22 protein-coding genes and 1 pseudogene are annotated in these 24,080 nt (G+C 64.5%); 14 read left to right on the top strand and 9 right to left on the bottom strand.

The features are described 5' to 3' along the window. The first annotated feature begins 64 nt into the window (after positions 1 to 64). The 4 genes from C1A35_RS14990 (at position 65) to C1A35_RS14975 (ending at position 6,266) form a co-directional block, all read left to right on the top strand. Positions 65 to 1,648: an arylsulfatase gene (locus C1A35_RS14990; protein WP_104665359.1), complete on the top strand. Its 1,584-nt coding sequence runs from the start codon at positions 65 to 67 to the stop codon at positions 1,646 to 1,648. A 69-nt stretch (positions 1,649 to 1,717) separates the two neighbouring features. Then, the gene (locus C1A35_RS14985; protein ID WP_234822873.1) at positions 1,718 to 4,273 is read left to right on the top strand and encodes a spermidine synthase; all 2,556 of its coding nucleotides are present in this window, start codon (positions 1,718 to 1,720) and stop codon (positions 4,271 to 4,273) included. Positions 4,274 to 4,479: 206 nt separating this feature from the next. Further along, positions 4,480 to 5,016 carry an L-2-amino-thiazoline-4-carboxylic acid hydrolase gene (locus tag C1A35_RS14980; RefSeq protein WP_104665097.1) on the top strand — a complete coding sequence of 179 codons (537 nt, stop codon included), beginning with the start codon at positions 4,480 to 4,482 and terminating at the stop codon, positions 5,014 to 5,016. After that, the gene (locus tag C1A35_RS14975; protein ID WP_104665096.1) at positions 5,013 to 6,266 is read left to right on the top strand and encodes a Zn-dependent hydrolase; all 1,254 of its coding nucleotides are present in this window, start codon (positions 5,013 to 5,015) and stop codon (positions 6,264 to 6,266) included. The genes C1A35_RS14980 and C1A35_RS14975 overlap by 4 nt, the downstream gene beginning before the upstream one ends. Positions 6,267 to 6,333: 67 nt before the next feature. Here the strand turns inward: C1A35_RS14975 and C1A35_RS14970 are convergent, their stop codons facing one another. Further along, complete coding sequence (locus C1A35_RS14970; RefSeq protein ID WP_104665095.1) at positions 6,334 to 7,011, bottom strand: isochorismatase family protein; 678 nt, start codon at positions 7,009 to 7,011, stop codon at positions 6,334 to 6,336. A gap of 180 nt (positions 7,012 to 7,191) precedes the next feature. Continuing rightward, positions 7,192 to 8,061, bottom strand: a complete 870-nt coding sequence (locus C1A35_RS14965; protein ID WP_104665094.1) for a pirin family protein — start codon at positions 8,059 to 8,061, stop codon at positions 7,192 to 7,194. Positions 8,062 to 8,182: 121 nt separating this feature from the next. Here C1A35_RS14965 and C1A35_RS14960 point away from each other — a divergent pair, with 121 nt between their 5' ends. Beyond that, positions 8,183 to 9,103 carry a LysR family transcriptional regulator gene (locus C1A35_RS14960; protein ID WP_104665093.1) on the top strand — a complete coding sequence of 307 codons (921 nt, stop codon included), beginning with the start codon at positions 8,183 to 8,185 and terminating at the stop codon, positions 9,101 to 9,103. A gap of 17 nt (positions 9,104 to 9,120) precedes the next feature. Here C1A35_RS14960 and C1A35_RS14955 read toward each other — a convergent pair whose 3' ends face one another. Further along, entirely contained in the window at positions 9,121 to 10,350 is a 1,230-nt protein-coding gene (locus C1A35_RS14955) for an ROK family transcriptional regulator (RefSeq protein ID WP_104665092.1), read from the bottom strand. 232 nt (positions 10,351 to 10,582) lie between these two features. Here C1A35_RS14955 and C1A35_RS14950 point away from each other — a divergent pair, with 232 nt between their 5' ends. The 6 genes from C1A35_RS14950 (at position 10,583) to C1A35_RS14925 (ending at position 16,767) form a co-directional block, all read left to right on the top strand. Then, positions 10,583 to 11,821, top strand: coding sequence for an extracellular solute-binding protein (locus C1A35_RS14950; RefSeq protein WP_104665357.1), 1,239 nt, complete (start codon positions 10,583 to 10,585; stop codon positions 11,819 to 11,821). Between the two features lie 176 nt (positions 11,822 to 11,997). Continuing rightward, positions 11,998 to 12,879 carry a carbohydrate ABC transporter permease gene (locus tag C1A35_RS14945; protein WP_104665091.1) on the top strand — a complete coding sequence of 294 codons (882 nt, stop codon included), beginning with the start codon at positions 11,998 to 12,000 and terminating at the stop codon, positions 12,877 to 12,879. Further along, positions 12,879 to 13,724, top strand: coding sequence for a carbohydrate ABC transporter permease (locus C1A35_RS14940; RefSeq protein ID WP_104665090.1), 846 nt, complete (start codon positions 12,879 to 12,881; stop codon positions 13,722 to 13,724). Before C1A35_RS14945 ends, C1A35_RS14940 begins: the two co-directional genes overlap by 1 nt. A gap of 5 nt (positions 13,725 to 13,729) precedes the next feature. After that, on the top strand, positions 13,730 to 14,746 hold the full coding sequence (locus C1A35_RS14935) for an aminotransferase (RefSeq protein WP_104665356.1): 1,017 nt from the start codon (positions 13,730 to 13,732) through the stop codon (positions 14,744 to 14,746). Positions 14,747 to 14,749: 3 nt separating this feature from the next. Beyond that, positions 14,750 to 15,685: a PfkB family carbohydrate kinase gene (locus tag C1A35_RS14930; RefSeq protein ID WP_104665089.1), complete on the top strand. Its 936-nt coding sequence runs from the start codon at positions 14,750 to 14,752 to the stop codon at positions 15,683 to 15,685. Next, positions 15,682 to 16,767, top strand: a complete 1,086-nt coding sequence (locus tag C1A35_RS14925) for an ABC transporter ATP-binding protein (protein ID WP_104665088.1) — start codon at positions 15,682 to 15,684, stop codon at positions 16,765 to 16,767. Before C1A35_RS14930 ends, C1A35_RS14925 begins: the two co-directional genes overlap by 4 nt. 62 nt (positions 16,768 to 16,829) lie before the next feature. Here C1A35_RS14925 and C1A35_RS14920 read toward each other — a convergent pair whose 3' ends face one another. The 4 genes from C1A35_RS14920 to C1A35_RS14905 all read right to left on the bottom strand — a co-directional run bounded on the left by C1A35_RS14920 (position 16,830) and on the right by C1A35_RS14905 (position 19,850). Further along, on the bottom strand, positions 16,830 to 17,600 hold the full coding sequence (locus C1A35_RS14920; protein ID WP_104665087.1) for an amino acid ABC transporter ATP-binding protein: 771 nt from the start codon (positions 17,598 to 17,600) through the stop codon (positions 16,830 to 16,832). Between the two features lie 13 nt (positions 17,601 to 17,613). Further along, a complete protein-coding gene (locus C1A35_RS14915; protein ID WP_104665086.1) occupies positions 17,614 to 18,276 on the bottom strand; it encodes an amino acid ABC transporter permease in 663 nt (220 codons plus the stop codon). Between the two features lie 5 nt (positions 18,277 to 18,281). Beyond that, positions 18,282 to 18,944, bottom strand: a complete 663-nt coding sequence (locus C1A35_RS14910) for an amino acid ABC transporter permease (protein WP_104665085.1) — start codon at positions 18,942 to 18,944, stop codon at positions 18,282 to 18,284. Positions 18,945 to 19,010: 66 nt separating this feature from the next. Further along, a complete protein-coding gene (locus C1A35_RS14905; protein WP_104665084.1) occupies positions 19,011 to 19,850 on the bottom strand; it encodes a transporter substrate-binding domain-containing protein in 840 nt (279 codons plus the stop codon). A gap of 163 nt (positions 19,851 to 20,013) precedes the next feature. On the opposite strand from C1A35_RS14905, the gene C1A35_RS14900 reads away from it, so the two are divergent. Further along, a complete protein-coding gene (locus C1A35_RS14900) occupies positions 20,014 to 21,072 on the top strand; it encodes a D-TA family PLP-dependent enzyme (protein WP_104665083.1) in 1,059 nt (352 codons plus the stop codon). A 57-nt stretch (positions 21,073 to 21,129) separates the two neighbouring features. Here C1A35_RS14900 and C1A35_RS14895 read toward each other — a convergent pair whose 3' ends face one another. After that, entirely contained in the window at positions 21,130 to 21,729 is a 600-nt protein-coding gene (locus C1A35_RS14895; protein ID WP_104665082.1) for a dihydrofolate reductase family protein, read from the bottom strand. Beyond that, positions 21,722 to 22,555: a metalloregulator ArsR/SmtB family transcription factor gene (locus C1A35_RS14890; protein ID WP_199772942.1), complete on the bottom strand. Its 834-nt coding sequence runs from the start codon at positions 22,553 to 22,555 to the stop codon at positions 21,722 to 21,724. The genes C1A35_RS14895 and C1A35_RS14890 overlap by 8 nt, the downstream gene beginning before the upstream one ends. 262 nt (positions 22,556 to 22,817) lie before the next feature. Here C1A35_RS14890 and C1A35_RS14885 point away from each other — a divergent pair, with 262 nt between their 5' ends. Together C1A35_RS14885 and C1A35_RS37350 are read left to right on the top strand one after the other, a co-directional pair. Beyond that, positions 22,818 to 23,855, top strand: a complete 1,038-nt coding sequence (locus C1A35_RS14885; RefSeq protein ID WP_440271527.1) for a sulfate ABC transporter substrate-binding protein — start codon at positions 22,818 to 22,820, stop codon at positions 23,853 to 23,855. A gap of 121 nt (positions 23,856 to 23,976) precedes the next feature. Further along, positions 23,977 to 24,080: pseudogene (locus C1A35_RS37350) on the top strand (molybdate ABC transporter permease subunit); the annotation flags it as partial.

Raw genomic sequence — 24,080 nt, 5'->3', positions numbered from 1 at the left:
TGAAATGAGTATCGATTTGAAGAACAGGCTCGGCCGGCTCGCCGCGAACGCGGTCGGGCGGTCCATGAAGCCGAAGGCGCTGGCGCTGGCCGGCACCGTGCTGATGTCGACCATAACTGCCTCGGCCCTGCCCGCCTTCGCGCAGGACGCAGCCAAGCCCAACATCTTGGTGATCTTCGGCGACGATATCGGCCAGACCAACATCAGCGCCTACTCCTTCGGCGTCATGGGCTACAAGACACCGAACATCGACCGGATCGCCCGGGACGGCATGATGTTTACGGATTACTACGCCGAAAACAGCTGCACGGCCGGCCGTTCCACCTTCATCACCGGCCAGACGGTGTTGCGTACCGGCATGTCCAAGGTCGGCGTGCCCGGCGCTCCGGTTGGCATCCAAGACCGCGACGTGACGATTGCCCAGGCGCTTAAGGCGCAGGGCTACGCCACCGGCCAGTTCGGCAAGAATCATCTCGGCGACCAGGACCGCTTCCTGCCGACGGCGCACGGCTTCGACGAGTTTTTCGGCAACCTTTATCACCTCAACGCCGAGGAGGAGCCCGAGCGGCCCTATTGGCCGAAGGACGACCCGGCTTTCCTGAAGTCCTATGCGCCGCGTGGCGTGCTGCACTCCTTCGCCGACGGCAAGGTCGAGGACACCGGCGCGCTGAACTCCAAGCGCATGGAGACCATCGACGACGAGACGACGGCCGCGGCGATGGAGTTCATCAAGAAGCAGACGGAGGCGAAGAAGCCCTTCTTCACCTGGATGAACACCACGCGCATGCACCTCTTCACCCACGTGCGCGACCAGTACAAGGGCCAGAGCGGCATGCCCGGCAACGATTATGCCGACGGCATGGTCGAACATGACAACGACGTCGGCAAGCTGCTCGACCTGCTCGACGAGTTGAAGATCGCCGACAACACCATCGTGGTCTATACGACGGACAATGGGCCGAACCAGTTCTCCTGGCCGGACGCGGCAACCACGCCGTTCCGCAGCGAAAAGGACAGCAACTGGGAGGGCGCCTTCCGCGTGCCTGCAATGATCCGCTGGCCCGGCAAGATCAAGCCCGGTATTTCTACAGAGATGTTCTCCGGTCTCGACTGGTTCCCGACGCTGCTTGCGGCTGCCGGCGACAAGGATGTCAAGGAGCGCCTGCTGAAAGGCACCGACCTTGGCGGGAAGACCTTCAAGGTTCATCTCGATGGCTACAACCAGCTGCCGTACCTGACGGGAGAGCAGCCGAAGGGCTCGCGCAGCGAGTTCTATTACTTCAACGACGACGCCAAGCTCGTCGGTATGCGCTTCGAGAACTGGAAATACGTCTTCTGCGAGATGCGCAAGCCCGGCGGCTTCGACGTCTGGCAGGATCCGTTCACCTGCCTGCGCGTTCCGAAGATCTTCAACCTGCGCATGGACCCCTATGAGCGGGCCGATATCGTTTCGGACCAGTACAACGACTGGCGGACGAAGAACGTCTACCTGACCGCCCAAGCGGTCGGGAAATCGGCGGCCTTCCTTGAGACCTTCATCGAGTATCCGCCGAGCCAAAAGCCGGCAAGCTTCTCGGTCGACCAGATCGAAGAAAGCGTGCACCAGAAGATCGACGAGATCCTGGCCAAGTCGCAACCGGCTCAATAACACTCTCGGAGGCGGCGCCCGGTGCGCCGCCTTTCTCCTCTTGCCTTTGCTAAGAGATGGCGTGCCGCAATGACGAAAACCATTCCGCCCGCTCGAACGGTTGCCATGGAGGCGTCGAATGAAGACGCGATGGCGGAAGAAGTGGTGCACTTCGCTCCGGCAGCCGCTGCATTCATGCTTTTCCTCTCCGGCACGGCCGCCCTGGTCTTCCAGGTGCTCTGGATCAAGCAGCTTTCGCTGGTCACCGGCGTCGATGTCTATGCGGTCAGCACAGGGATCAGCGCCTTCTTCCTCGGCCTTGCGCTCGGCAGTTTTGTCCTTGGCCGCGCCGGCGACCGTTCCCGCCAGCCGCTCCGCCTCTATGCCCTGCTTGAAACCGGGGTCGCCATGCTCGGCGCCGGCGTCACCTTCATCCTTTCCAGGATTGCGCCGGTCTTCGTCGCGATTGAGGGCACCAGCCCGCTGGCCGCCTGGGCGCTGCTGATCGTGATCGTCGCAACACCCGCTTTCCTGATGGGCGGCACCCTGCCCGTTCTCCTGCGAGCGCTGAACGCGTCGCCGGGCGGTGTCGCGACAAAGGGCGGCCGGCTCTATGCCGCCAATACGCTCGGCGCCATCGTCGGCTGCCTTTCTGTCTCTTTCCTCCTCGTTCCCGCGCTCGGCGTTCGGGCGACCGGGCTTGCAGCCTCAGGGCTCGGGCTTGTCGCCGCGGTCATCGCGCTTTCGCTGAACAAACTGACTGCTCGCGAGCCGGTTCAAGCAAGACTGCCCGCAGAGATGCGTGGCGCCAGCGGTTCGTGGCTGGCGCTCATCCTCTATGCGATCGCCGGCGGTATTGCCCTTGGCTATGAAGTCGCCTGGTCGCAGGCGATCGTGCAGTTCATCTCCACCCGCTCCTTCGCCTTTTCGGTGGTGCTTGCCACCTATCTCACCGGTCTCGCCCTCGGCGCTGCCCTTTTTGCCCGCCGGACCGAGCGACTCTCCGATCCCTGGTGGACCTTCGGCCTGCTGATTACGCTCGCCGGCCTGGTGGCGCTCGCCGAACTTGCGCTGCTAGGGCCCTGGCTGACGGCGCTACAGACCAGCGCTGAGGCCGCCGTTGCAGATATCACCGGCAGCATCTTCGCCGGCATGTGTGCGCGCTTCCTCGTTGCCGCGCTGACCATCGTCTTTATCCCGACGCTGATCCTCGGCGCCGCCTTCCCGGTCGCCCTCAGGCTCGCCGTCAGTCCTGAACATACCGGCCGCGACACCGGCCGGGTTCTTGCCTTGAACACGCTCGGCGGCATTTTCGGCACGCTTCTGACCGGCTTCGTGCTGATCCCGTCTCTCGGTATCGTCAGAAGCTTTTCCGTCCTCGCCATTGCCGCAGCCGCAATCGGGCTCGTCGCCGTCAGTCGCGGACAGGGCGGCTGGATGGGCTGGCGGCTACTCGCGCCGGCCTTCGGCACCCTCACCGTGCTGATCGCCGTCATCGTGCCGTCGGACCGGCTGGCGAGCCTGCTCAACCTTTCGCGCGGAAATGGTACGATCGTTTCCTATGAAGAGGGTCTCGGCGCCACCGTCGCCGTCATCGAGCAGGGCCAGCCCGACCGCCGTTTCCGCCGCCTCTACATCCAGGGCGTTTCCAACACCGGCGACGCCATGCCGTCGCTGCGCTACATGCGGCTGCAGGCGCTGCTGCCGCTCGTCATCCACAAGGGCGAACCGAAATCAGCTCTGGTCATCGGCCTCGGCACGGGCATCACCGCCGGCTCTCTTCTCGCCTATCCCGGCCTTGACCGGCGTGTTGCCGCCGAACTCTTGCCTTCGGTGGCGCGTGCTTCCGCCCTTTTTGCCGGCAACTTCAATGCGGCCGGCGATAGCCGCCTCGACGTGCGCGTCGCGGATGGCCGGCGCGAACTGATGCGAAGCCAAGAGCGCTACGATCTCATCACGCTCGAGCCGCCGCCGCCATCGGCCGCCGGCGTCGTCAATCTCTATTCATCCGACTTCTACCGCCTGGCGCGCGAACGCCTCGAGCCGAATGGGCTTGTCGCACAGTGGCTGCCGATCGCCACCCAGAACGACGAGGACACCCGTGCGCTCGTGCGCAGCTTCCTCGACAGCTTCCCGCATGCGACGCTCTGGTCGACCGAACTGCACGAGATGCTGCTGATTGGCTCCATCGAGCCGCAGGAGCTCGACGCTTCCCGTATCGCTGCGCGGATCGCCGACCCCACGCTTGCCACGGCGCTTCGCGACGTCGGCATTTCCGGGCCGGCCGACCTGCTCGCCACCTGGATGACCGATCGCGCCGGGCTCGAGCGTTACGCCGGCTCCACTCTGCCCGTCACCGACGACCAGCCGCGGATCGAATATGCAAGCTGGGTTCGCCCCGACGAATTGCAGCGCACGCTTCCGGCCCTTGTTGCCCTGCGCTCGAAGGCGCCAATTGCCGGCGGCGACGCCGCGTTCGACAAGTCGGTGGCGGAGGCTCACAACCGGCTGATGCTCTTCTATCAGGCCTCGCTCAACGCCTATGCCGGCTATCGCGACGAATGGGCGCGCGACATGGAACTGCTGATGCGGGTGGAGCCGGACAATCCCTATTATCGCTGGTTCGTTTCAAGCAGCGAGCTGTGACGGCGCAACGCCGATTCCGAACACGACACCACGCAGCTTTGCACCTTCTGCAATGGGGCGGGAGTAATTCCTGCACAGCCGACGAATGGCGCAAATTATTTGCGCCACGCCCAACCACTCCGGCACGAATTTGCAACACCAGGGCATCGCCGGCGTAGTATCCTCTTCCTGTTGCTCTGCCCTATGGCAGACAGGGAGGCATTTCCATGGAAAAGACGGACAAACCCAACCCCGACGCCAACTCGCGCGCGGCGATGGATGGCGAGATCGGCATTCTCGCGCGCCGCCGTATCGAGGCCGGCATCATCGCGCCGATCTATGAGGCGATGCGCGAGGAGATCGGCGAAGAACGCGCCCAGGCGATCCTCGACAAGGCGATCACCAGGGCCGCGATCGAAGCCGGCAGAACCTTTGCCGCCAAGACGCCCGGCGGTACCAGTCTTCGCACCTTCCAGGAGCTGCAGGATCTCTGGACGCAGGACGACGCGCTTGTCATCGAGGTCACCAAGGCGACGGACGAGGAATTTCACTACAACGTCAAGCGCTGTCGCTACGCCGAGACCTATCGCGAAATGGGGCTCGGCCATATCGGACACCTGCTGTCCTGCAACCGCGACGGCGTCTTCTGCACCGGCTACGACCCGCGCATCACGCTGGAGCGCACCCAGACCGTGATGCAGGGCGCCTCCCATTGCGACTTCCGCTACCGGCTCAACAAGGACGCGCCGGAGCAGCCGAAATGAGCGTGGAAGCCTTGCGCGCCGACGAGCGGCGCATCAACACGCCGGCAACCAACGGCAACCGGCTGTGGGCCGACATCGTCTCGACCGCGCGCTTCGGCGCTGCGGACAAGGGCGGTGTCACCCGCCTGACCTTGACCGAGGAGGACCGGCAGGTCCGGGACTGGTTCGTCGCCGAATGCCGGGCGCTCGGCTGCACGGTCGAGGTCGACGGCATCGGCAATATCTTTACGACCTATGCGGGCGAGGACATGTCGCTGCCGGCGATCGCCGTCGGCAGCCATCTCGACACCCAGCCGCAGGGCGGCCGGTTCGATGGCATCCTTGGCGTGCTTGCCGGACTTGAGGTGCTGCGCACCCTGAAGGAGAGCGCCACCCGGCTCCGTCATCCCCTTATGGTCGTCAACTGGACCAACGAGGAAGGCTCGCGCTTCTCGCCGGCGATGATGGGGTCCGGCGTCTTTGCCGGCGCGCTTGCGCTCGACGCGGCGCAGGCGCTCGCCGATCGCGAGGGCATAACCGTCGGCACATCCCTCGACGCCATCGGCTACCGTGGCGAAGCGGACGTCAAACCCGCGGCCTTCGCCGCCTATGTCGAGCTCCACATCGAGCAGGGGCCGCTGCTTGAAGCGTCGGCAACCGAGATCGGTGTCGTCTCCGGCATCCAGGGCTTGCGCTGGTTCGATGTCGTCATCACCGGCACCGAGGCGCATGCGGGCAGCACGCCGATGGCGCAGCGCGACGATGCGCTCGTAGCCGCGGCCGAGATCATCCTTGCGGTGCGCGACATCGCCCGCCAAAATCCGCCGGGCGTCGGCACCGTCGGCTTTGCCGAGGTCGGCCCCAATTCGCGCAATGTCGTGCCGGGCTCCGTTCGACTCCAGATCGACATGCGCCATCCCTCCGATGCCGGCCTCGACCAGATGCAACTTGCCCTGGAGAGTGCTGCGCGCAAGGCCGGCGCGGGCGTCGCGTTGAAGCACATCTGGTCGAAGGCGCCGGTCGTTTTCGATCCGGCGATCGTCGAGGCCGTGCGTCACAGCGCCGACGCACTCGGCTATTCGGCGACCGACATCGTCTCCGGCGCTGGCCACGATGCCGCGCATATCGCGACGATCACCCCGACCGCCATGATCTTCGTGCCGTCCAAGGACGGGCTCTCGCACAACGAGGCGGAATACACCGCGCCCGAGGAATGTGCCCGCGGCGCCGAGGTCCTGTTCCAGACCATTCTGGAAATCGACCGCCGCTGACGGTCAAGGCAAAACACCCACGGCAGGGCATCTGCCGTGGGTGCTTCGTGCATTTTTGCGCTGGCCCTTAGCCGCGCTGCGAGTCCAGTTGTTCGTGGTCCTTCTCGACCTGCTGGGCCTTGAGGTAGCTTTCGATCAGCAGCTGGTATTCCGGGAAGATCTTGGTGTAGATCTCGGCCCACTGCTGGGCGTCGTCGCGATGCCAGGTGCGCTGCAGTTCGGAGGCGACCGCTGCCGTATCCATCGGCACGACGCCGGCCTGGACGACGCGGGCAAGGGTGATCTCCTCGGCCATCTTCGAATAGGTGCCCGAGGCATCGACGACGACGAAGACCTTGTAGCCGTCATAAACGGCGCTGATCGCCGGGAAGGCCATGCAGACGCTGGTGATCGTGCCGGCGATGATCAGCGTCTTGCGGCCGGTTTCCTTGACGGCGGCGACGAAGTCCGGATTGTCCCAGGCGTTGATCTCGCCGCGGCGGGCGATGTATTTGGCATGCGGTGCATTGGCGTGGATTTCCGGGATCAGCGGACCGTTCGGGCCCTGCGGCACGGAGGCCGTGGTGATAACCGGCATCTTCGTCAGCGTCGCCATGCTGGCCAGGGCTGCCGCATGGGCGCGCAGCTTCGGCATCGGCATGTCGTTGACGGTCTGGAACAGGCCGCTCTGGTGGTCGATCAGAAGCATCACCGCATCATCGGGATCGATAACCGGGCGCTGTCCATTGAAGTTTGCAGGGGTCATGGTCTTGCTCCTTGTTGGCTTGATTGCATGCCGCATTCGGACAACAGGCATGCGTTCGGGTTCCCCGAAGCGCGTCCTTGCGCTTCGGCGTTGAGATTGAGGGGCGCAGCGCCCGGTGTTCTGCTCAGTCGCGGTTCGGCATTGCGTGTTCGCGATGCGATCTTGCGTGGGAAGGCGCCGTTAGACGCTCGCAATCCTCCCGAAGCGGCCCGACCGGAAGTCCGTCATCGCCCGCCGGATTTCCTCTTCGGTGTTCATGACGAACGGGCCGTGCATGGCGACAGGCTCGTCGATCGGCTCACCGCTCAAGACGAGCGCGGTCACATCCGAACTGGCATCCAGCGAAACACCGCCGCCGTTGCGGCCGAAAAGGACGAATTGCGCCTCCCCGACGAGATCGCTGCCATTGACGAGCACATTGCCGCGCAGGACCGCCAGGCCGAGCGAATGGCCCTCGGGCAGATCGAGGCTCAGCGAGCCCTGCTGTTTCAGGCGCAGATCCCAAAGGTTGAGGGACGTGAAGGTGCGCGCAGGTCCCTGCGCTCCACCGTAGCTTCCGGCGATCACGCGCAACGATCCGGCGCCATCCGGCAGGCCGACCGTCGGAATGTCGCGATCGAGCAGGGTCTGGTAGCCGGGATCGACGCTCTTGTGGGCGGCCGGCAGGTTGACCCAGAGCTGCACCATTTCAAGCGTGCCGCCCTCCCGGGTGAAGCGCTCCGAATGGAACTCCTCATGCAGGATACCGCCGGCAGCTGTCATCCATTGCACGTCGCCCGGGCCGATATGGCCGCCATTGCCGGCGGAATCGCGGTGGTCGACCTCGCCCTGGTAGACGATCGTCACCGTCTCGAAGCCGCGGTGCGGATGGACGCCAACGCCGCGCGGCGTGACACCCGGCGCAAAATTCATCGGACCTGCATAATCGAGCAGAAGGAACGGGCTGGCGTGATCGCCGGCGCGATCGCGCGCCAGCAGGGAACGAACCGGGAAGCCATCGCCAACCCAATGCGGATGCGTGTTCCCGAAGATGCCGAGTATCTTTCTCATGGCAGTTTCTCCTTGGCCTCGCGGTTTCAGCGAGAGCGTTGGAGGGAAGATATGCCCGCACCAAATCTGGCGGTAGCCGGCCGTATCGGGCTATAGTGTCCTGAAAACAGGACAAAGGCCCATGCAGGATTTGAACGATCTCAAGCTCTTCGTCGACGTGGTCGAGCAGAACGGATTTGCTGCGGCCGCCCGCAGGCTCAACATGCCGCGCTCGCGCTTGAGCCGCCGCATCGGCCTTTTGGAGGAACGGCTCGGGGTACGATTGGTGCAGCGTTCGACCCGTCACTTCGTCATCACCGAGATCGGGCGCGAATATTATCGCCATTGCGTCGCCATGCTGGTGGAGGCCGAGGCGGCGCAGGAAATGATCGACCGCACCCGCTCCGAGCCGCAGGGCGTGGTCCATGTCAGCTGCCCGTCGTCGGTCGTCTACTTCCAGGTCGGCGAAATGATCGCGCGGTTCATGGCCGAATGCCCGAAGGTCGAGGTCGTGCTGGAAAGCACCAACAGGCGCGTCGATGTCCTGCGCGAAGGCATCGACGTCGCGATCCGCGTGCGCTTCCCGCCACTCGAGGAAAGCGATCTCGTCGTCAAGCGGTTCGCCGAGAGCACCCAACGGCTGGTCGCCAGCCCCAGGCTGCTTGCCGGCATGAGCAAGCCGCCGGCGCCGGCCGATCTCGGCACCCTTCCGAGCCTCGCCTGGAACCCCGATCGCCAGAGCCACGACTGGCGGCTCGACGGCCCCAACGGCGCGACCGCGGTCGTGCGACACCGGCCGCGGCTCGTGACAGAGGATATGGTGGCCCTGCGGCTGGCGGCCCTCAATGGCGTCGGCATCTGCCAGCTGCCAACCATGGTGGTGCGCCAGGACCTGAAGGACGGCACGCTTGTCGATGTGCTGCCCGACTGGGCGCCGAAGGCCGGCATCATTCACGCGGCCTTCCCGTCGCGCCGCGGCCTGCTTCCCTCGGTCCGCGCCCTGCTCGATTTTCTTGGCGCGGAGTTTGCGGAACTCGCCCGTCTGGACGAGCCTCGGACCTGACCCTCGAAAGCCGGCGATCAGACGGCGGCACTGACCCGGGTCTTGAGGATAGCGGAAAAGCGCGGATCGAAGGTGCGGCTGATCGGCTCGGCCGCCGCGCCGATCGCCACCGCCCAGGGATCGGTGAAGCCGACCTGCAGCCGGGGAAGCGTGCGGTCGCGCCGATCAGCAATCGACGGCAGCAGCGGCACCATCGCCTGGATCAGCAGGCGCGCGAGCCCCGACGGCAAGCCGCCGCAGAGGATTACCGTCTGCGGATCGAAGATCGTTTCCAGCGCCTGGACGGCTGCGCGCATTTCGAAGGCGGCCGCGTCGATCCATCGAACCAGCCCCTGGTCCGGGTTGGCCGCCGCGGCATCGATGCGCGCATAGAGGTCCGGGTCGGCGGGATCGAGGTCGAGCAGTTTGCACAGCGACGCGATCGAGGCGCGATGTTCGAGCGGCATGCGCTCGTCCGAGCTCGCTCCGCGCGGCAGGCTGAGGATCATGCCGATCTCGCCGGCATTGCCGTTGGCGCCGCGATAAAGTTCGCCGTTGAGGATCAGGCCGGCGCCGAGACCATAACCGAAATAGATGCAGATCGCGTGATCGACGCCATGCGCCGCCCCGACCATGCGTTCGGCGGTCGCAGCGGCGGCGGCGTCGTTCTGCAGGCCGACATCGAGCCCGGTGCCGGCGGCAAGGGTTTCGAGCAGCGGAAAGTTCTGCCAGGCCGCCATCATCCAGGGGTCGTCGGCATCGGCCTCCACTCCGAAGGGACCGGGCATGGCCGCGCCAAGCCCGACGAGGCGATCTTCCGAATGCGGCGCAAGCGCCGTCAGGTCGCGGCGGGTCTTTTCGATCAGCTCAAGGATGGTCCTGACCCCGGTCGCCGGCCCGCCGGCCGGCAAATTGGCCTCGCCGCGGGCGAGCACCCGGCCGACGAGATCGACCGCGATCGTACGCGTCACGTGCCGGTCGATCTGCAGCCCAATCGCGAACGCACCCTCCGGCACCAGCCGGTAGGGCGTCGAAGGCTGCCCACGGCCGTTGCGTACGGCTTCCAGCGACTCGACCAGCCCGTCGCGCTCCAGATCCTCGATGATGTTGGAAACGGTCTGCTTCGTCAGCGCTGTTGCGCGGGCGAGGTCAGCGCGGGACAATTGCCCGTTCAGCCGCAACGCGTCGATCATGACGCGGCGGTTATGCGCGCTCGTCCCCTCCTGATTGGTGCCGCTCTTCGCCCGGATCAGGCGCATATCGTTCATCCAAAAACCCCTCTTGACACTGTTAGAATATTGAACAAAAAATAAGTCAAGACAATTGACTTAATAGAAGCCGAAAAGAGCTTCGGGGGAACGACAGCGGCGGCAGGACCACCGCGAGCGCTCCAATTGATATGTCGACAGCCGCTTTCGTGAAGGGCGGACGTCTCGCATGCGGCGTGCCGCATAAGGCATGCCGGGAAATCTGAAACGCTTATGTCATTGGGAGATGGAAATGTTGAAATCCATAAGAACGACGCTGCTTTGCGCGACCCTTGCCGGCGTCTCCTTTGCTGGCCACGCGCACGCGGAAACGACACTCAACGCACTGTTCATGGCCCAGGCCGCCTATAGCGAGGCGGATGTGCGCGCCATGACCGAGGCCTTCACCAAGGCCAATCCGGACGTGAAGGTCAATCTCGAGTTCGTGCCTTACGAAGGCCTGCACGACAAGACCGTGCTCGCTCAGGGCTCCGGCGGCGGTTATGACGTCGTGCTCTTCGACGTGATCTGGCCGGCGGAATATGCCGCCAACAAGGTGCTCGTCGACGTGACCGACCGCATCAGCGACGAGATGAAGTCCGGCGTGCTGCCGGGCGCCTGGACGACGGTCGAATATGACGGCAAGCGCTACGGCATGCCCTGGATCCTCGACACCAAATACCTGTTCTACAACAAGGAAATCCTGGAGAAGGCCGGCATCAAGGTACCGCCGAAGACCTGGGACGAGCTTGCCGAACAGGCCAAGGTGATCAAGGACAAGGGTCTGCTCGCAACCCCGATCGCCTGGAGCTGGTCGCAGGCCGAAGCCGCGATCTGCGATTACACCACGCTCGTCAGCGCCTATGGCGGCAAGTTCATCGACGGCGGCAAGCCGGCCTTTGCCACCGGTGGCGGTCTCGATGCGCTCAACTACATGGTGACGAGCTACACCTCGGGCCTCACCAATCCGAACTCCAAGGAATTCCTGGAGGAGGACGTGCGCAAGGTGTTCCAGAACGGCGAAGCCGCCTTCGCACTCAACTGGACCTATATGTACAACCTCGCCAACGATCCGAAGGAAAGCAAGGTCGCTGGCAAGGTCGGCGTCGTGCCGGCGCCGGGTGTTGCCGGCAAGAGCGAAGTCTCGGCCGTCAACGGTTCCATGGGTCTCGGCGTCACCTCGACCAGCAAGAACCCGGACGCGGCCTGGAAGTATATCGTCTACATGACCTCGCAGCAGACGCAGAACGCCTATGCCAAGCTCAGCCTGCCGATCTGGGCCTCGTCTTATGAGGACGCCAGCGTCACCAAGGGCCAGGAAGAGCTGATCGGCGCTGCCAAGCTTGGTCTTGCGGCCATGTATCCGCGCCCGACGACCCCGAAGTACCAGGAACTTTCGACTGCCCTTCAGCAGGCGATCCAGGAAGCGCTTCTCGGCCAGGCCTCGGCCGAAGACGCCCTGAAGACGGCGGCCGAAAACAGCGGCCTTTGAGCCGGCCTCTCAAGCCCCGGGCGGACAACCGCCCGGGGATCGAGAGGGTCAGCGGCAGTGCCGGAATTTGCGTTTCAACACTTTGATTGGCGCATCATTCGCTTGGATCGATGACGGTCCGGGGCAATATGCGATAGCATGACGGGGCTCCCGAGGCCCGAGAAGGTTTCCATCCTATGTCCGGCACCTGGATAACAACGCGCGCATGGCTGCTCATGCTGCCGCTGCTGGCGGTGATGATCGCCGTCATCGGCTGGCCGCTCGTCGATACCGTCAGGCTTTCCTTCACCGACGCCAGGCTCGTCGGCACGGAGGGCACGTTCGTCGGTTTCGACAACTACGCGAAGATGCTCGGCGGCTCGAACTTCCAGCGCGCGTTTATCACGACGACCTGGTTCGCGGTCGTCTCGGTCACTGCCGAAATGGTGCTCGGCGTACTCGCAGCCCTGCTTCTCAACCAGCAATTTCGTGGCCGAACGGCGCTGAGAGCGCTGATGATCCTGCCGTGGGCGCTGCCGACGGTCGTCAACGCCACGCTCTGGCGACTGATCTACAATCCCGAATACGGTGCGCTCAACGCCGCCCTGCTGCAGCTCGGACTGATCGACAGCTATCGCTCCTGGCTGGGCGAGCCCGGCTCCGCCCTGGCCGCCCTGATCGTCGCCGATTGCTGGAAGAATTTCCCGCTGGTCGCGCTGATCGCGCTTGCCGCCCTTCAGGCTGTACCACGCGACATCACCGCCGCCTCGCTCGTCGATGGCGCCGGCCCGTTCAACCGCTTTCGCTACGTCATCATGCCCTATCTGGCAGGCCCGCTGCTCGTCGCCCTGGTGCTGCGCACCATCGAGGCCTTCAAGGTCTTCGACATCATCTGGGTGATGACGCGCGGGGGGCCGGCAAACAGCACCCGCACCCTGTCGATCCTCGTCTACCAGGAAGCCTTCTCCTTCCAGCGTGCCGGATCCGGAGCGTCGCTGGCGCTGATCGTCACCCTGCTCGTCACCGTGCTCGCCGTCGCCTACGCGGCCATGGTGCGCAAAGCCGCGGGAGCCTCGTGATGGAACGCCAAAGCGCTGTCTTCACCGTCTTCGTCTATGCCGCGGCCCTGCTCTTGGCCGCGGTCATCCTCGCCCCGATCCTCTGGCTCTTCGTCATGAGCATTTCGTCCGCAGCCGACCTTTCGACAAAGCCGCTCAACTGGTGGCCGGAGGAAATCGACCTGTCGCGCTACCGGCTGCTCCTGTCGACGATCGAAAACAGCGCGGGTGCGGCCTTCACCGCTTCGCTGTTCAACAGCCTGAAGGTTGCCGGTATGGCGACGCTGGCGGCGATCGCGGTTGCCATTCCGGCCGCCTGGGCGGTGTCGCGCACCTCGAACGTCTCCTGGTCGCTCTATGCGGTGATCGCCACTTACATGCTGCCGCCGGTGGCGCTCGCCGTGCCGCTCTACATGGGGCTTGCCTATCTCGGCCTCCTCAATTCAGTGTTCGGCCTGGCGCTCGTCTACCTTACCATTCTGGCGCCTTTCACCACCTGGCTGCTCAAATCCGGCTTCGATTCCATTCCCAAGGAGATCGAGAGTGCTGCGATGATCGACGGCGCCCGCCTCGACCAGATCCTGCGGCTGATTACCCTACCGCTCGCCGCACCGGTCATGGCAACCTCGGCGCTCTTTGCCTTCCTGCTTGCCTGGGACGAATTCTTCTACGCGCTGCTCTTCACCTCGGATCTGCGCGCCAAGACGCTTACGGTTGCCATTTCCGACCTCGCCGGCGGCCGTGTCTCCGACTACGGGCTGATCGCCACAGCCGGGGTGCTGGCCGCCCTGCCCCCGGTTCTGATCGGCCTCGTCATGCAACGCGCCCTGATCTCCGGGCTCACCAGCGGCGGTGTGAAGGGATGACGGCCATGACCACTTCGGAACGCCCTGCGGGGCTCGTCGCGATCGATCGTGAAATGGCGCGCCAGGCGGCCGATGCGGTTGCCTCCGTCTCCGGCAATGCACCGCGCGCCGCAGAGATTGCCCGCTCGCTGAGGGCGACCGGCAAGCTCCTGCTGCTCGGCATGGGCGGCTCGCACGCCGTCGGCCGCGCCGTTGAACCGCTCTACCGCGCCCATGGCATCGACGCCGTCGCCCTGCCGCTCTCGGAACAGCTCGGCCAGCCGCTGTCGATCGAGGACAAGACTATCCTCATCACCTCCCAGTCCGGCGAAAGCGCCGAGGTGCTGCGCTGGTTCGCCGAGACCAATGGCGGAACGCCGCATACCTTCGGCCTGACGCTGGAAGGTGGTTCATTTCTCGCGACGAACGCGGCGTCGCTCGTCGGTGTCGGCGGGACCGAAAAGGCTTTTGCCGCCACCCGCAGCCTGACGATCAGTTTTGCCCTGCACCTCGCCATCCTCGCCGCCCTCGGTGACGACCCGAGCGCCGCGCTTCATGCGTTGGAAAACCCGCAAGCGCCGGATACGTCCGCAGCACTTGCAACCCTGAACGGCGTCCACTCCGTCGTCACCTCGGGCCGCCGCCTGCAGGGCCTCGCCGAAGCGATCGGCCTTGGCCTCACCGAACTCTCGCGCCTGCCCTGTTTCTCGCTCGAAGGCGGCCAGCTCCGGCACGGCCCGATGGAAATGCTCGGGCCCTCGGTCGGTGTCGTGCTCTTCCGCGGAGCGGATCCGACTGCCGGGCTCGTTCGGGCGATGGCCATCTCCGCCGCGGAAGCCGGCTCGCCGATCATCGTTTTCGATGCTTCGGGCGAGGCGCCCATCGAAGGCGTCACCACCATTTCCTTTGCGCCGGCCGCTGGCCTTGCGGCAATCTTTGCCATGCTGCCGGTCGCCCAGTCCTTCATGATCGCCTTTGCGGCGGCCCGCGTCGAGAATGCCGGCACCCCCGTGCGCTCGACCAAGATCACCCGGAGCGAATAGACGATGCGTGCTCTTGCCGTGATCGGCAACGCCAATGTCGATCTCATCCTCGGGCCGGCGGCCCCCTGGCCGAAAGCCGGAACGGAAATCATCGTCGACCATGACGAGCTGCGCGTCGGCGGCTGCGCCGGCAACAGCGCGCTCGCCTGGGATTCGCTCGGCGTCGACTACGCGATCGCCGCCAATGTCGGCAACGACCAGTTCGGCATCTGGCTGAGGCAAGCCTTTCCCGAGCGATCCAGGTCCTGGCCGGTCGAGACTGTCGGGACCACGCTGTCGGTCGGCATCACCCATCCCGACGGCGAGCGCACCTTCTTCACCACGCGCGGCCATCTGCCGCTCCTCACTTTCGAGGAAGTCCGAGCGATGCTCGACGGCGAGAAACTGCGGGGCGGCTACGCGCTTCTGACCGGTTCGTTCCTGACCGACGCGCTGACCTCCGACTACGAGCGCTTCTTCGATTGGGCCGACGCGCACGACGTCACCGTCGCCCTCGACACCGGCTGGCCGCTCGACGGGTGGACCGCGGCAAACTGCGCCGCGACCATCGGCTGGCTGAAGCGCTGCCGGCTGGCCCTCTTCAACGAGGTCGAGACGACCACGCTGACCGGTGTTGCCGACCCGATCGGGGCCGCACGCGAACTGCGGAAACACATGCCCGAAGGCGCCATCGTCGTCGTCAAGCGCGGCCCGCACGGCGCGATCGCCATCGATGCCAGCGGCGAGATTTCCACCGCATCAGCCCCCGTCGTCACCGTGGTCGACACGATCGGAGCCGGCGACGTCTTCAATGCCGGTTTCCTCGCGGCACTTGCCGCCGAAATGCCCGTGGAAGCATGCCTTCGAACCGGCGTCGCCATCGCTTCCGAAGCGATCTCCACCCTGCCGCGCAGCTACGGCAAACCGCTTTCGTCCTACCTTCAGGAGACCGGCGCATGAGCGCACTCGCCATCGAGAACATCCACAAGCGTTATGGCGAGGTCGAGACGCTGAAGGGCATCGACATCGCGCTCGAAAGTGGCGAATTCCTGGTGCTGCTGGGCTCGTCCGGCTGCGGCAAGTCGACCCTCCTCAACATCATTGCCGGACTGGCCGAGCCGAGCGGCGGCGACATCCGCATCGGTGATCGCTCCATTCTCGGCGCGCACCCCAAGGACCGCGACATCGCCATGGTGTTCCAGTCCTATGCGCTCTATCCGAACATGAGCGTCGCGCGGAACATCGGCTTCGGCCTGGAGATGCGCAAGGTGCCGGTCGCCGCGCGCGAGAAGGCGGTGAAGGATACGGCGAAGCTGCTGCAGATCGAGAACCTGCTCGAGCGCAAGCCGAGCCAGCTCTCAGGCGGCCAGCGTCAGCGTGTCGCGATCGGCCGGGCACTGGTGCGCAACCCGCAGGTCTTCCTCTTCGACGAGCCGCTCTCCAACCTCGACGCCAAGCTGCGCATGGAGATGCGCACCGAGCTCAAGCGCCTGCACCAGATGCTGAAGACCACCGTCGTCTACGTTACGCACGACCAGATCGAGGCGATGACGCTCGCGACCCGCATCGCGGTCATGCGCGACGGGCGGATCGAGCAACTCGGCACGCCGGAAGAGATCTACGACCGGCCGGCCACGCTCTATGTCGCCGGTTTCGTCGGCTCGCCGCCGATGAACATCCTCGATGCGACCGCTTCACAAGGCCAGTTGCGCATCGCCGGCGACGATCACACCATCGACCTGCCCAGCCGCCTTGGCGGCGCGGTCGCCGATGGCCAACGCGTCAAGCTCGGCATCCGCCCGGAAGCGTTGCGCCTGGCTGGCGGCAGCGAAGCTGGCCCACAGTTCAGGGCGCGCGTCGAGGTGGTCGAGCTCACCGGCCCCGAGCTTGTGACTACGGCCCGGATCGGCGAGCAGCGGGTTACCGCCTGCCTGCCGCCGCGCAGTTCTGTTCTGGCCGGTGAAGAACGCACCTTCACCGTCGAGGCGGAGGCGTTTCACCTGTTCGATCCGGAGAGCGGCCGGTCGCTGGCGAAGGGCTGAGCCCCGCCAAGCAAAGGCCGGCCATCGCTTCCGCGGCGGCCGGCGCGATCTGAAGGCCCGCGTCAATTGAACGAGGAGCTTTTCAGGAACTCCGCCAGGCGCTCCGTCTGCGGCTTCACGAACATGTCCTTCGGATTGCCCTCCTCAGCGATGCGCCCCTGGTTCATGAAGATCACCCGTGTCGAGACCTCATAGGCAAAGCGCATCTCGTGGGTCACAAGCAGCATGCTCATGCCGTCTTCAGCCAAGCCTTTGATGACCTGCAGCACCTCGTTGACAAGTTCCGGGTCGAGGGCGGAGGTCACCTCGTCGAACAGCATCAGCTTCGGGTTCATGGCGATTGCCCGGGCGATCGCCACGCGCTGCTGCTGGCCGCCCGAGAGCTGGCCGGGATAGTGATCGATGCGCGACAGAAGTCCGACGCGATCGAGCCACTTCTCGGCAACGGATCGCGCCTCGTCGCGACCCATGCCGCGGACTTTCATGAGGCCGAGCATGATGTTTTTCGCCGCGGTCATGTGCGGGAAGAGATTGAACTGCTGGAAGGCCATGCCGGTCATCGCCCGCTGGCGGGCGATTTCCTTTTCCTTCTTGCGCTTGCGCACGCCGCCCACGGTCTCGTAGCCGATCTCCTGGCCGTCGATGCGGATCGAGCCGCCCTGGAATTCCTCCAGCATGTTGATGCAGCGCAGCATCGTCGTCTTGCCCGAGCCGCTGGAGCCGATGATCGAGATGACCTCCCCTTGCGCCATGGTGCAGTCGACGCCCTTCAGCACTTCGACAGCGCCGTAGCGTTTGTGGAGGTCGCGGATTTCAAGCAAAGTCTGGGTCATCGGAGCCGAAGCCTTAGGATGGGACAGCGGTCTTGCGCTCGACATAACGGCCGAAGCGCTCGATGCTGTAGTTGATGACGAAATAGAGGAAGCCGGCGAAGAAGTAGAACTCGAGGCTCATGAAGGTGCGCGAGATCAGTTCCTGGGTGCGAAGCAGAAGCTCAGCGACGCCGATGATCGACAGAAGCGTCGAGGCCTTGACCATCTCGGCCGCCGTATTGACCCAGGCCGGCAGCGCCTGCCTGAGTGCCTGGGGCCCGAGCACATAGACGAAGGTCTGCGGGAAGGTCAGGCCGATGGCTTTCGCCGCCTCCGTCTGTCCCTTCGGGATCGCCTGCAGCGCACCGCGCACGAGTTCGCCGACATGGGAACTGCAGAAGATCGAGAGCGCCAGGATGCCCGCCTGGAAGGGGCCGAGATCGATGCCGATGGTGCTCAGCACATAATAGCTCGCAAGAACGAGCACCAGCACCGGCGTGCCGCGGATGAAATCCGTGTAGCCGCGCACGATCCACTGCACCGGCCGGTAGCCATAGGTGAGCGCGAGGCCGACGAAGACGCCGAGCACCGTTCCGACCAGGATCGACAGGAAGGAGATCGAGATCGAAACGCCGAGCCCTTTCAGCAAGGGAATGCGGGCGAGCCAGAGCTGGTCGAGAAATGCCGGGATATCCATGGCGATCACCTCGGTACGATCAGGCGACGCTCGACCGCGCGCAAAAGAGCGGCAAGCGCGGAGCAGGTGGCGACATAGAGGCAGCTCGCGACGATCCATGTCTCGATGACCCGGAAGGTCTCGACGTTGATCTTGCGCGCCTCGAAGGTCAGTTCCGGGACCGCGATCGCGGCGGCAAGCGAAGTGTCCTTGAACAGCGAGATCATCGTGCTGCTCAAGGATGGCAGCACGTTGCGCAGCATCAACGGCAGGATGATCGAGGTGCGGATCTGCATTTCCGTAAGCCCGATCGCAAGTCCCGCCTCGCGCTGTCCCGGCGGAACCGACAGAAGCCCGCCGCGGAAAACCTCCGCCAGATAGGCGCCGGAATAGATCGCCAGCGTCAGCACGAAGCTCTCGATCTTGCCGAGCCGGACACCGAGCTGCGGCAGGGCGAAGTAGCTGAACAGCACCAGCACCAGGATCGGCGTGTTGCGGATGACGGTCACGTAGAGACCGGCCGGCTTGCGCAGGAACGGGTTCTTCGACACCAGCCCGAAAGCGGTGACGAGGCCGATCAGGCAGCCCACGAGGATCGCCGCGAAGGCGAGGCCGAGACTGAGCGCCAGCCCTTCGAGCAGCAGATCGAAGGAGCGCCAGACCGCGGCGAAGTTCAGAGTATAACCCATGATTCAGCCACCCATGCCGAAGGACGGAGGACGACCCCGCAGGCTGCGGGATCGCCCCGGAGAGGCTTACTTGTATTCGACCGGGAAACCGATCTGCGGCGGGGCAAGATCCTTGCCGAACCAGGTCTTGAACGACTTCGCATAGAAATCGAACTCGACGCCGGTCATCGCCTCGTGCAGCGCCGTGTTGACGAAGTTCAGCCAGTCCTGGTCGCCGCGCTTGACGCCGCAGGCATAGGTCTGCGGGTTCCAGCCATAGCCGGCATCCTTGTAGCGACCGGGGTTCTGGGTCATGTACCAGGCGAGCGACGACTGGTCCGTGGCAACCGTGTCGGCGCGGCCGGATTCCAGCGCCTGATAGATGAGGTCGACGGACTCGTACTGGTCAACCGTCGCCTCCGGCAGTGCCGCATGCACCATGTCTTCGGCATAGACGTTCTGCAGGACGGATACGGTGACGGACGAGCCGGCGGCCTTGAGCGCGGCATAGTCGGCATACTTGCCGTCGCCCTTCAGCATCAGGCCCACGCCCTCGCGGTAGTAGGGAATGGTGAAGGCGATCTGCTGCGCGCGCTCGCCGGTCACGGTCATGAACTGGCAGGTGATATCCACCTTGTTGGTGGTGATGTTCGGAATGCGGGCGTCGGAGGACTGGTTGACATATTCGATCTTGTCCGGGTCACCGAACAACGCCTTGGCGATGATGCGGCCCATATCGACATCGAAGCCCTGCAGCTTGTCCTCGGCGCTCTTGAAATGCCATGGCGCATTGGTGCTGCCGGTGCCCATGACCAGATGGCCGCGGGCGAGAACTTCGTCCAGCTTGCTCGCCGGCTGCTGGGCCGTAGCCGAGCCGGCGAGAGCCATGGCCGCAACAGCGGCCGCCGCAAAAATGGTCTTGTTCATTTCATTCCTCCCTTTTTTAGCCTCCCCACCATTATTCTATTACTGTGTATCGTAATCTTGAATAATGGATTGACGTATCAAAGGCCCGCGGTCATATCTTGTCAAGGGCAGTTGAGGTAGTTTCGCTGCCGATCCTGCGCCGCCCAAGAGGAGATGAGTCGCGATGCCCCTGCCGATCGAAACGCCGGCCGTTCTCGTCGATCTTGAAATTGCCAAGCGCAACATCGCGCGCTTTCAGGCCTATGCGGATGAACACGGCATTCGCGTGCGGCCGCACATCAAGACGCACAAGCTGCCACAGATGGCCGAGCTCCAGCTCGAAGCCGGCGCCATCGGCATTACCTGCCAGAAGGTCACCGAGGCCGAGGCGATGGTCGAGGGCAGCGACCGGATCAAGGACGTGCTGATCACCTACAATATCCTCGGCGAAGCCAAGATGGCGCGGCTGGAACGGCTCAATGCCCGCGTTTCGCTCTCGGTCGTCGCCGACAGCGAAGCGGTCATCGACGGACTCTCCGGCTATTTCGCCGGCAAGGACAAGCCGCTGCATGTGTTCGTCGAATGCAACACCGGCGCCGATCGCTGCGGCGTCGGCTCTCCGGCGGCGGCGGCGAAACTCGCCCGCCGGATCGAGGATGCAAAGGGGCTCGCCTTCGGCGGCCTGATGACCTATCCGCCGGTCGACGGCCAGGCGAAGGTCCAGGCCTTCATGACGGAGGCGAAGCAGTTGATCGAAGCCGACGGTATCGTAGTCCCGGCCATCACCTCCGGCGGCACGCCGAGCATGATGCATGCCGATGGCGCCCCAGTCGCCGGCGAGTACCGGCCGGGCACCTATATCTACAACGACCGTTCGCTGGTCTCACGTGGCGTCGCGAGCTGGGACGAGTGCGCCCTGACCGTGCTTGCGACCGTCGTCTCGGTTCCGTCCGAAAACCGCGCCATCATCGACGCCGGCAGCAAAGTGCTGACCTCGGACCTGCTCGGCCTCTCGGGCTACGGCCACGTGCTTGGCCGCGACGACATCCGCATCGACCAGCTTTCGGAAGAGCACGGCCGCCTCGTCACCGACGGCCCGATAAATCTCAAGGTCGGCGACCAGCTGAGGATCGTGCCGAACCACGCCTGTGTCGTGACCAACATGGTCGACGCCATCCAGATCGTCGAAGGCGACAAGCTCAAGGACGTTTGGCCGGTCGTGGCGCGCGGCCACGTGCTTTAGCCGGTCGGCATAGTTGAGCGGCGCATCTGCCGCGCCGCTACTCCTGACGCTCCGCGCTCAGCGCACCCGGTCATAGACAACGGCGATCTCGCCCCGGCTGCCGGCTTCCTGATGGGCGACCGACCAGGAGGTGCCCGGCAGACCATCCTCGAACAGCCGCTCCCCGCCTCCGGCGATCTCCGGGCAGATCAGCAGATAGAGCCTGTCGATCATGTCGGCCGAAAGAAGCGACTTGATGAGGCTGGCGCTGCTGTTGACGAGAATGTCGCCTTCGCCGGACGCCTTGAGTTTCGAAACGACGTCCACCACCGACCCGTTCGCGATCCGCGAGCGCTCCCAGGGCGCTTCGGTCAGCGTCCTGGAAAACACCACCTTTTCCGTCCCCACCAGCCAGTTCGCATAGCCGCGGTCGCGGGGATCGGCCGCCTCGTCCCTGGCAATGGCCGACCAGTAGCCGAGGAAGCCCTCCGCGTTCAGCCGGCCGAGCACGGCCGTCGTCGCCGTCTCCCATATGCGCGCCATATGGTTCCGCGCGACATCGGTGATCGCATAAGGGACGATCGCCCCGAGATCGGCTGCCCCGCCCGGGCCGTTGTATCGCCCGTCGAGGGTGAGCGCCAGGTTTGCCGTTACGCGGCGGACAGTCGCCCTAGTCATGATCGTTCTCATCCTTGCTCTTCTTCGTCGTAGCTTTCATCGGCGGCGTGACCTCGACGACCCGTGCGAGGTTGTCGAGCACTTGCCGCCAGCCGGTTTCGATGCCGGCGATGTAGGGCAAGGCTCCGGCGGTGGTCTCGGTGATGTTCAGGCGAAGGCGGAGCGCGGTGCCGCCGTCCGTTTCCTTGAGGCCAACCTCATAGTGGCCTGTAAAGGAAACACCGCCGGCCCCGTCGAGTACCGAGAGGTCGAAGACGAGGCGTTCGGGTGCCTGCGCCGCATGAACGCGGCCCTCTGAACGATAGCGCCCCTCGGCATCGCGATATTCGAGGACGGCCCGCCCGCCCACCTTGGGTTCGAGAACACATTCGCTAACCGTCAGCGAAGGCGGCGCCCACCAGGAAGCAAGCAGCGTCGAGTCGATGAAGTGACGCCAGACAAGGTCGCGCGGGGCCGGCAAGGCGCGCTCGAACAGGAAACTGCGTCCGTCCGCCCAACGGTCCCGATCTGCCTTGGCCGCGTCGGTCTCGATGGCCGCCCGATAGCGCGCGACCACGTCGCGCTCGCCGCTGTTTGTCTCCGCCGTCTCGATCAGCAGGCGAAGGCGTTCGCCGATTTCGGCGAGGGGCGCTGCCTCTAGTGCATAGACGCGACGCTGCCCGAGGGGAAACACCGTAACGAGGCCGGCATTGGCGAGCGTCTGGAGGTGTTTTGTCGCCTGCGGCTGGCGAAGCCCTGTCAGCTCCGCCAGTTCACCGACCGACCGGGGCCGCTCGGCGAGCAGCTCCAAAATGCGCCAGCGGGCGCTGTCCGCGAGGGCTGACATGATCTTCTCCATGGCGACCATATTCCTCACAAGGAATATTCACGTCAAGGAATACCTTGGGGCGATACGCGATTCCGCTGGACAGCGGCGTCGCGCTCTCCATGTATTCTGTCGTTGCCTTGACGTGGCCGCGGAGGCGGTTGCAGGCAAACCGTTCCCGAAAAGCCCGACAAAACGATAGGACATTTCCCCATAGCTGCTTCTGGTGTCATCGGTTTACGTTGTAGCAGTCGACAAAATTGATAGTTTTATCTGGTAACCAATGGAGGTCGAAATGGTCTTTGGACGAATTACCGGAATGGTGGGACTGGCAATCGTGCTCGGAGGCCTGCAGCTGGGAGCTGCGAGTGTTGCGTTTGCCGACACGACGATCCTGAACGTGTCCTATGATCCGACACGTGAACTCTACAAGGACTTCAACGCTGCCTTTGCCGAGAAGTGGAAGGCAGATACCGGCGAAACGGTGACGATCCAGACGTCGCATGGCGGCTCGGGCAAACAGGCCCGCTCGGTCATCGACGGCCTGCAGGCCGATGTCGTGACGCTGGCGCTTGAAGCCGACATCGACGCGATCGCCAAGGAAACCGGGAAGATCCCGGCGGACTGGAAGGCGAAGTTCGAAAACAACAGCGCGCCCTACACGTCGACGATCGTGTTCCTGGTGCGCAAGGGTAACCCCAAGGGCATCAAGGACTGGGGCGATCTGGTCAAGCCCGACATCCAGGTGATCACGCCGAACCCGAAGACCTCGGGCGGCGCGCGCTGGAACTTCCTTGCCGCCTGGGCCTATGGCCGCGCCGCCAATGGCGGTGACGATGCCAAGGCGCAGGAATATGTGACGGAACTCTTCAAGCACGTTCCGGTGCTCGATACCGGCGCACGCGGCTCGACGACGACCTTCGTGCAACGCGGCCTCGGCGACGTGCTGCTCGCCTGGGAAAACGAAGCCTATCTGTCGCTCGAGGAACTCGGCCCGGACAAGTTCGAAATCGTCACGCCGTCGATCTCGATCAAGGCCGAACCGCCCGTCGCGCTCGTCGACGGCAATGTCGACGCCAAGGGCACCCGCAAGGTGGCGGAGGCCTATCTCGGCTACCTCTACAGCGACACCGGCCAGAAGATCGCCGCCAAGCACTACTACCGGCCGTTCAAGCCGGCGGCAGCCGATCCGGCCGACATCGCCCGCTTCGGCGAACTCAAGCTCGTCACCATCGAAGATTTTGGAGGCTGGAAGGAAGCCCAGCCTAAATTCTTCGGCGATGGCGGCGTCTTCGACACGCTCTACAAGCCGGGTCAATAAGACATGACAGAGCGCGCAGCCGGACGACCCGGCCGCGCGCTCTGCTTCGCGCCGCACCGTGTCGAACATCGGTGCGAAGCGCGCTTCATCGTGCCTCGTAAAGTCTGCAAAGGTAGTGCCATTGACGGATGCGACGAAGACTGCACCCTGGCGATTTCGCCAGCCGAGTGTTTTGCCTGGATTTGGATTGTCGCTCGGGATCACGCTGAGCTGGCTGGTTCTGAT

Source organism: Ensifer adhaerens (assembly GCF_002940685.1).
Lineage (GTDB): Bacteria > Pseudomonadota > Alphaproteobacteria > Rhizobiales > Rhizobiaceae > Ensifer > Ensifer adhaerens_E.
The sequence above is the reverse complement of the archived record's forward strand: the minus strand, read 5'-3'. Positions and strand labels throughout refer to the sequence as shown.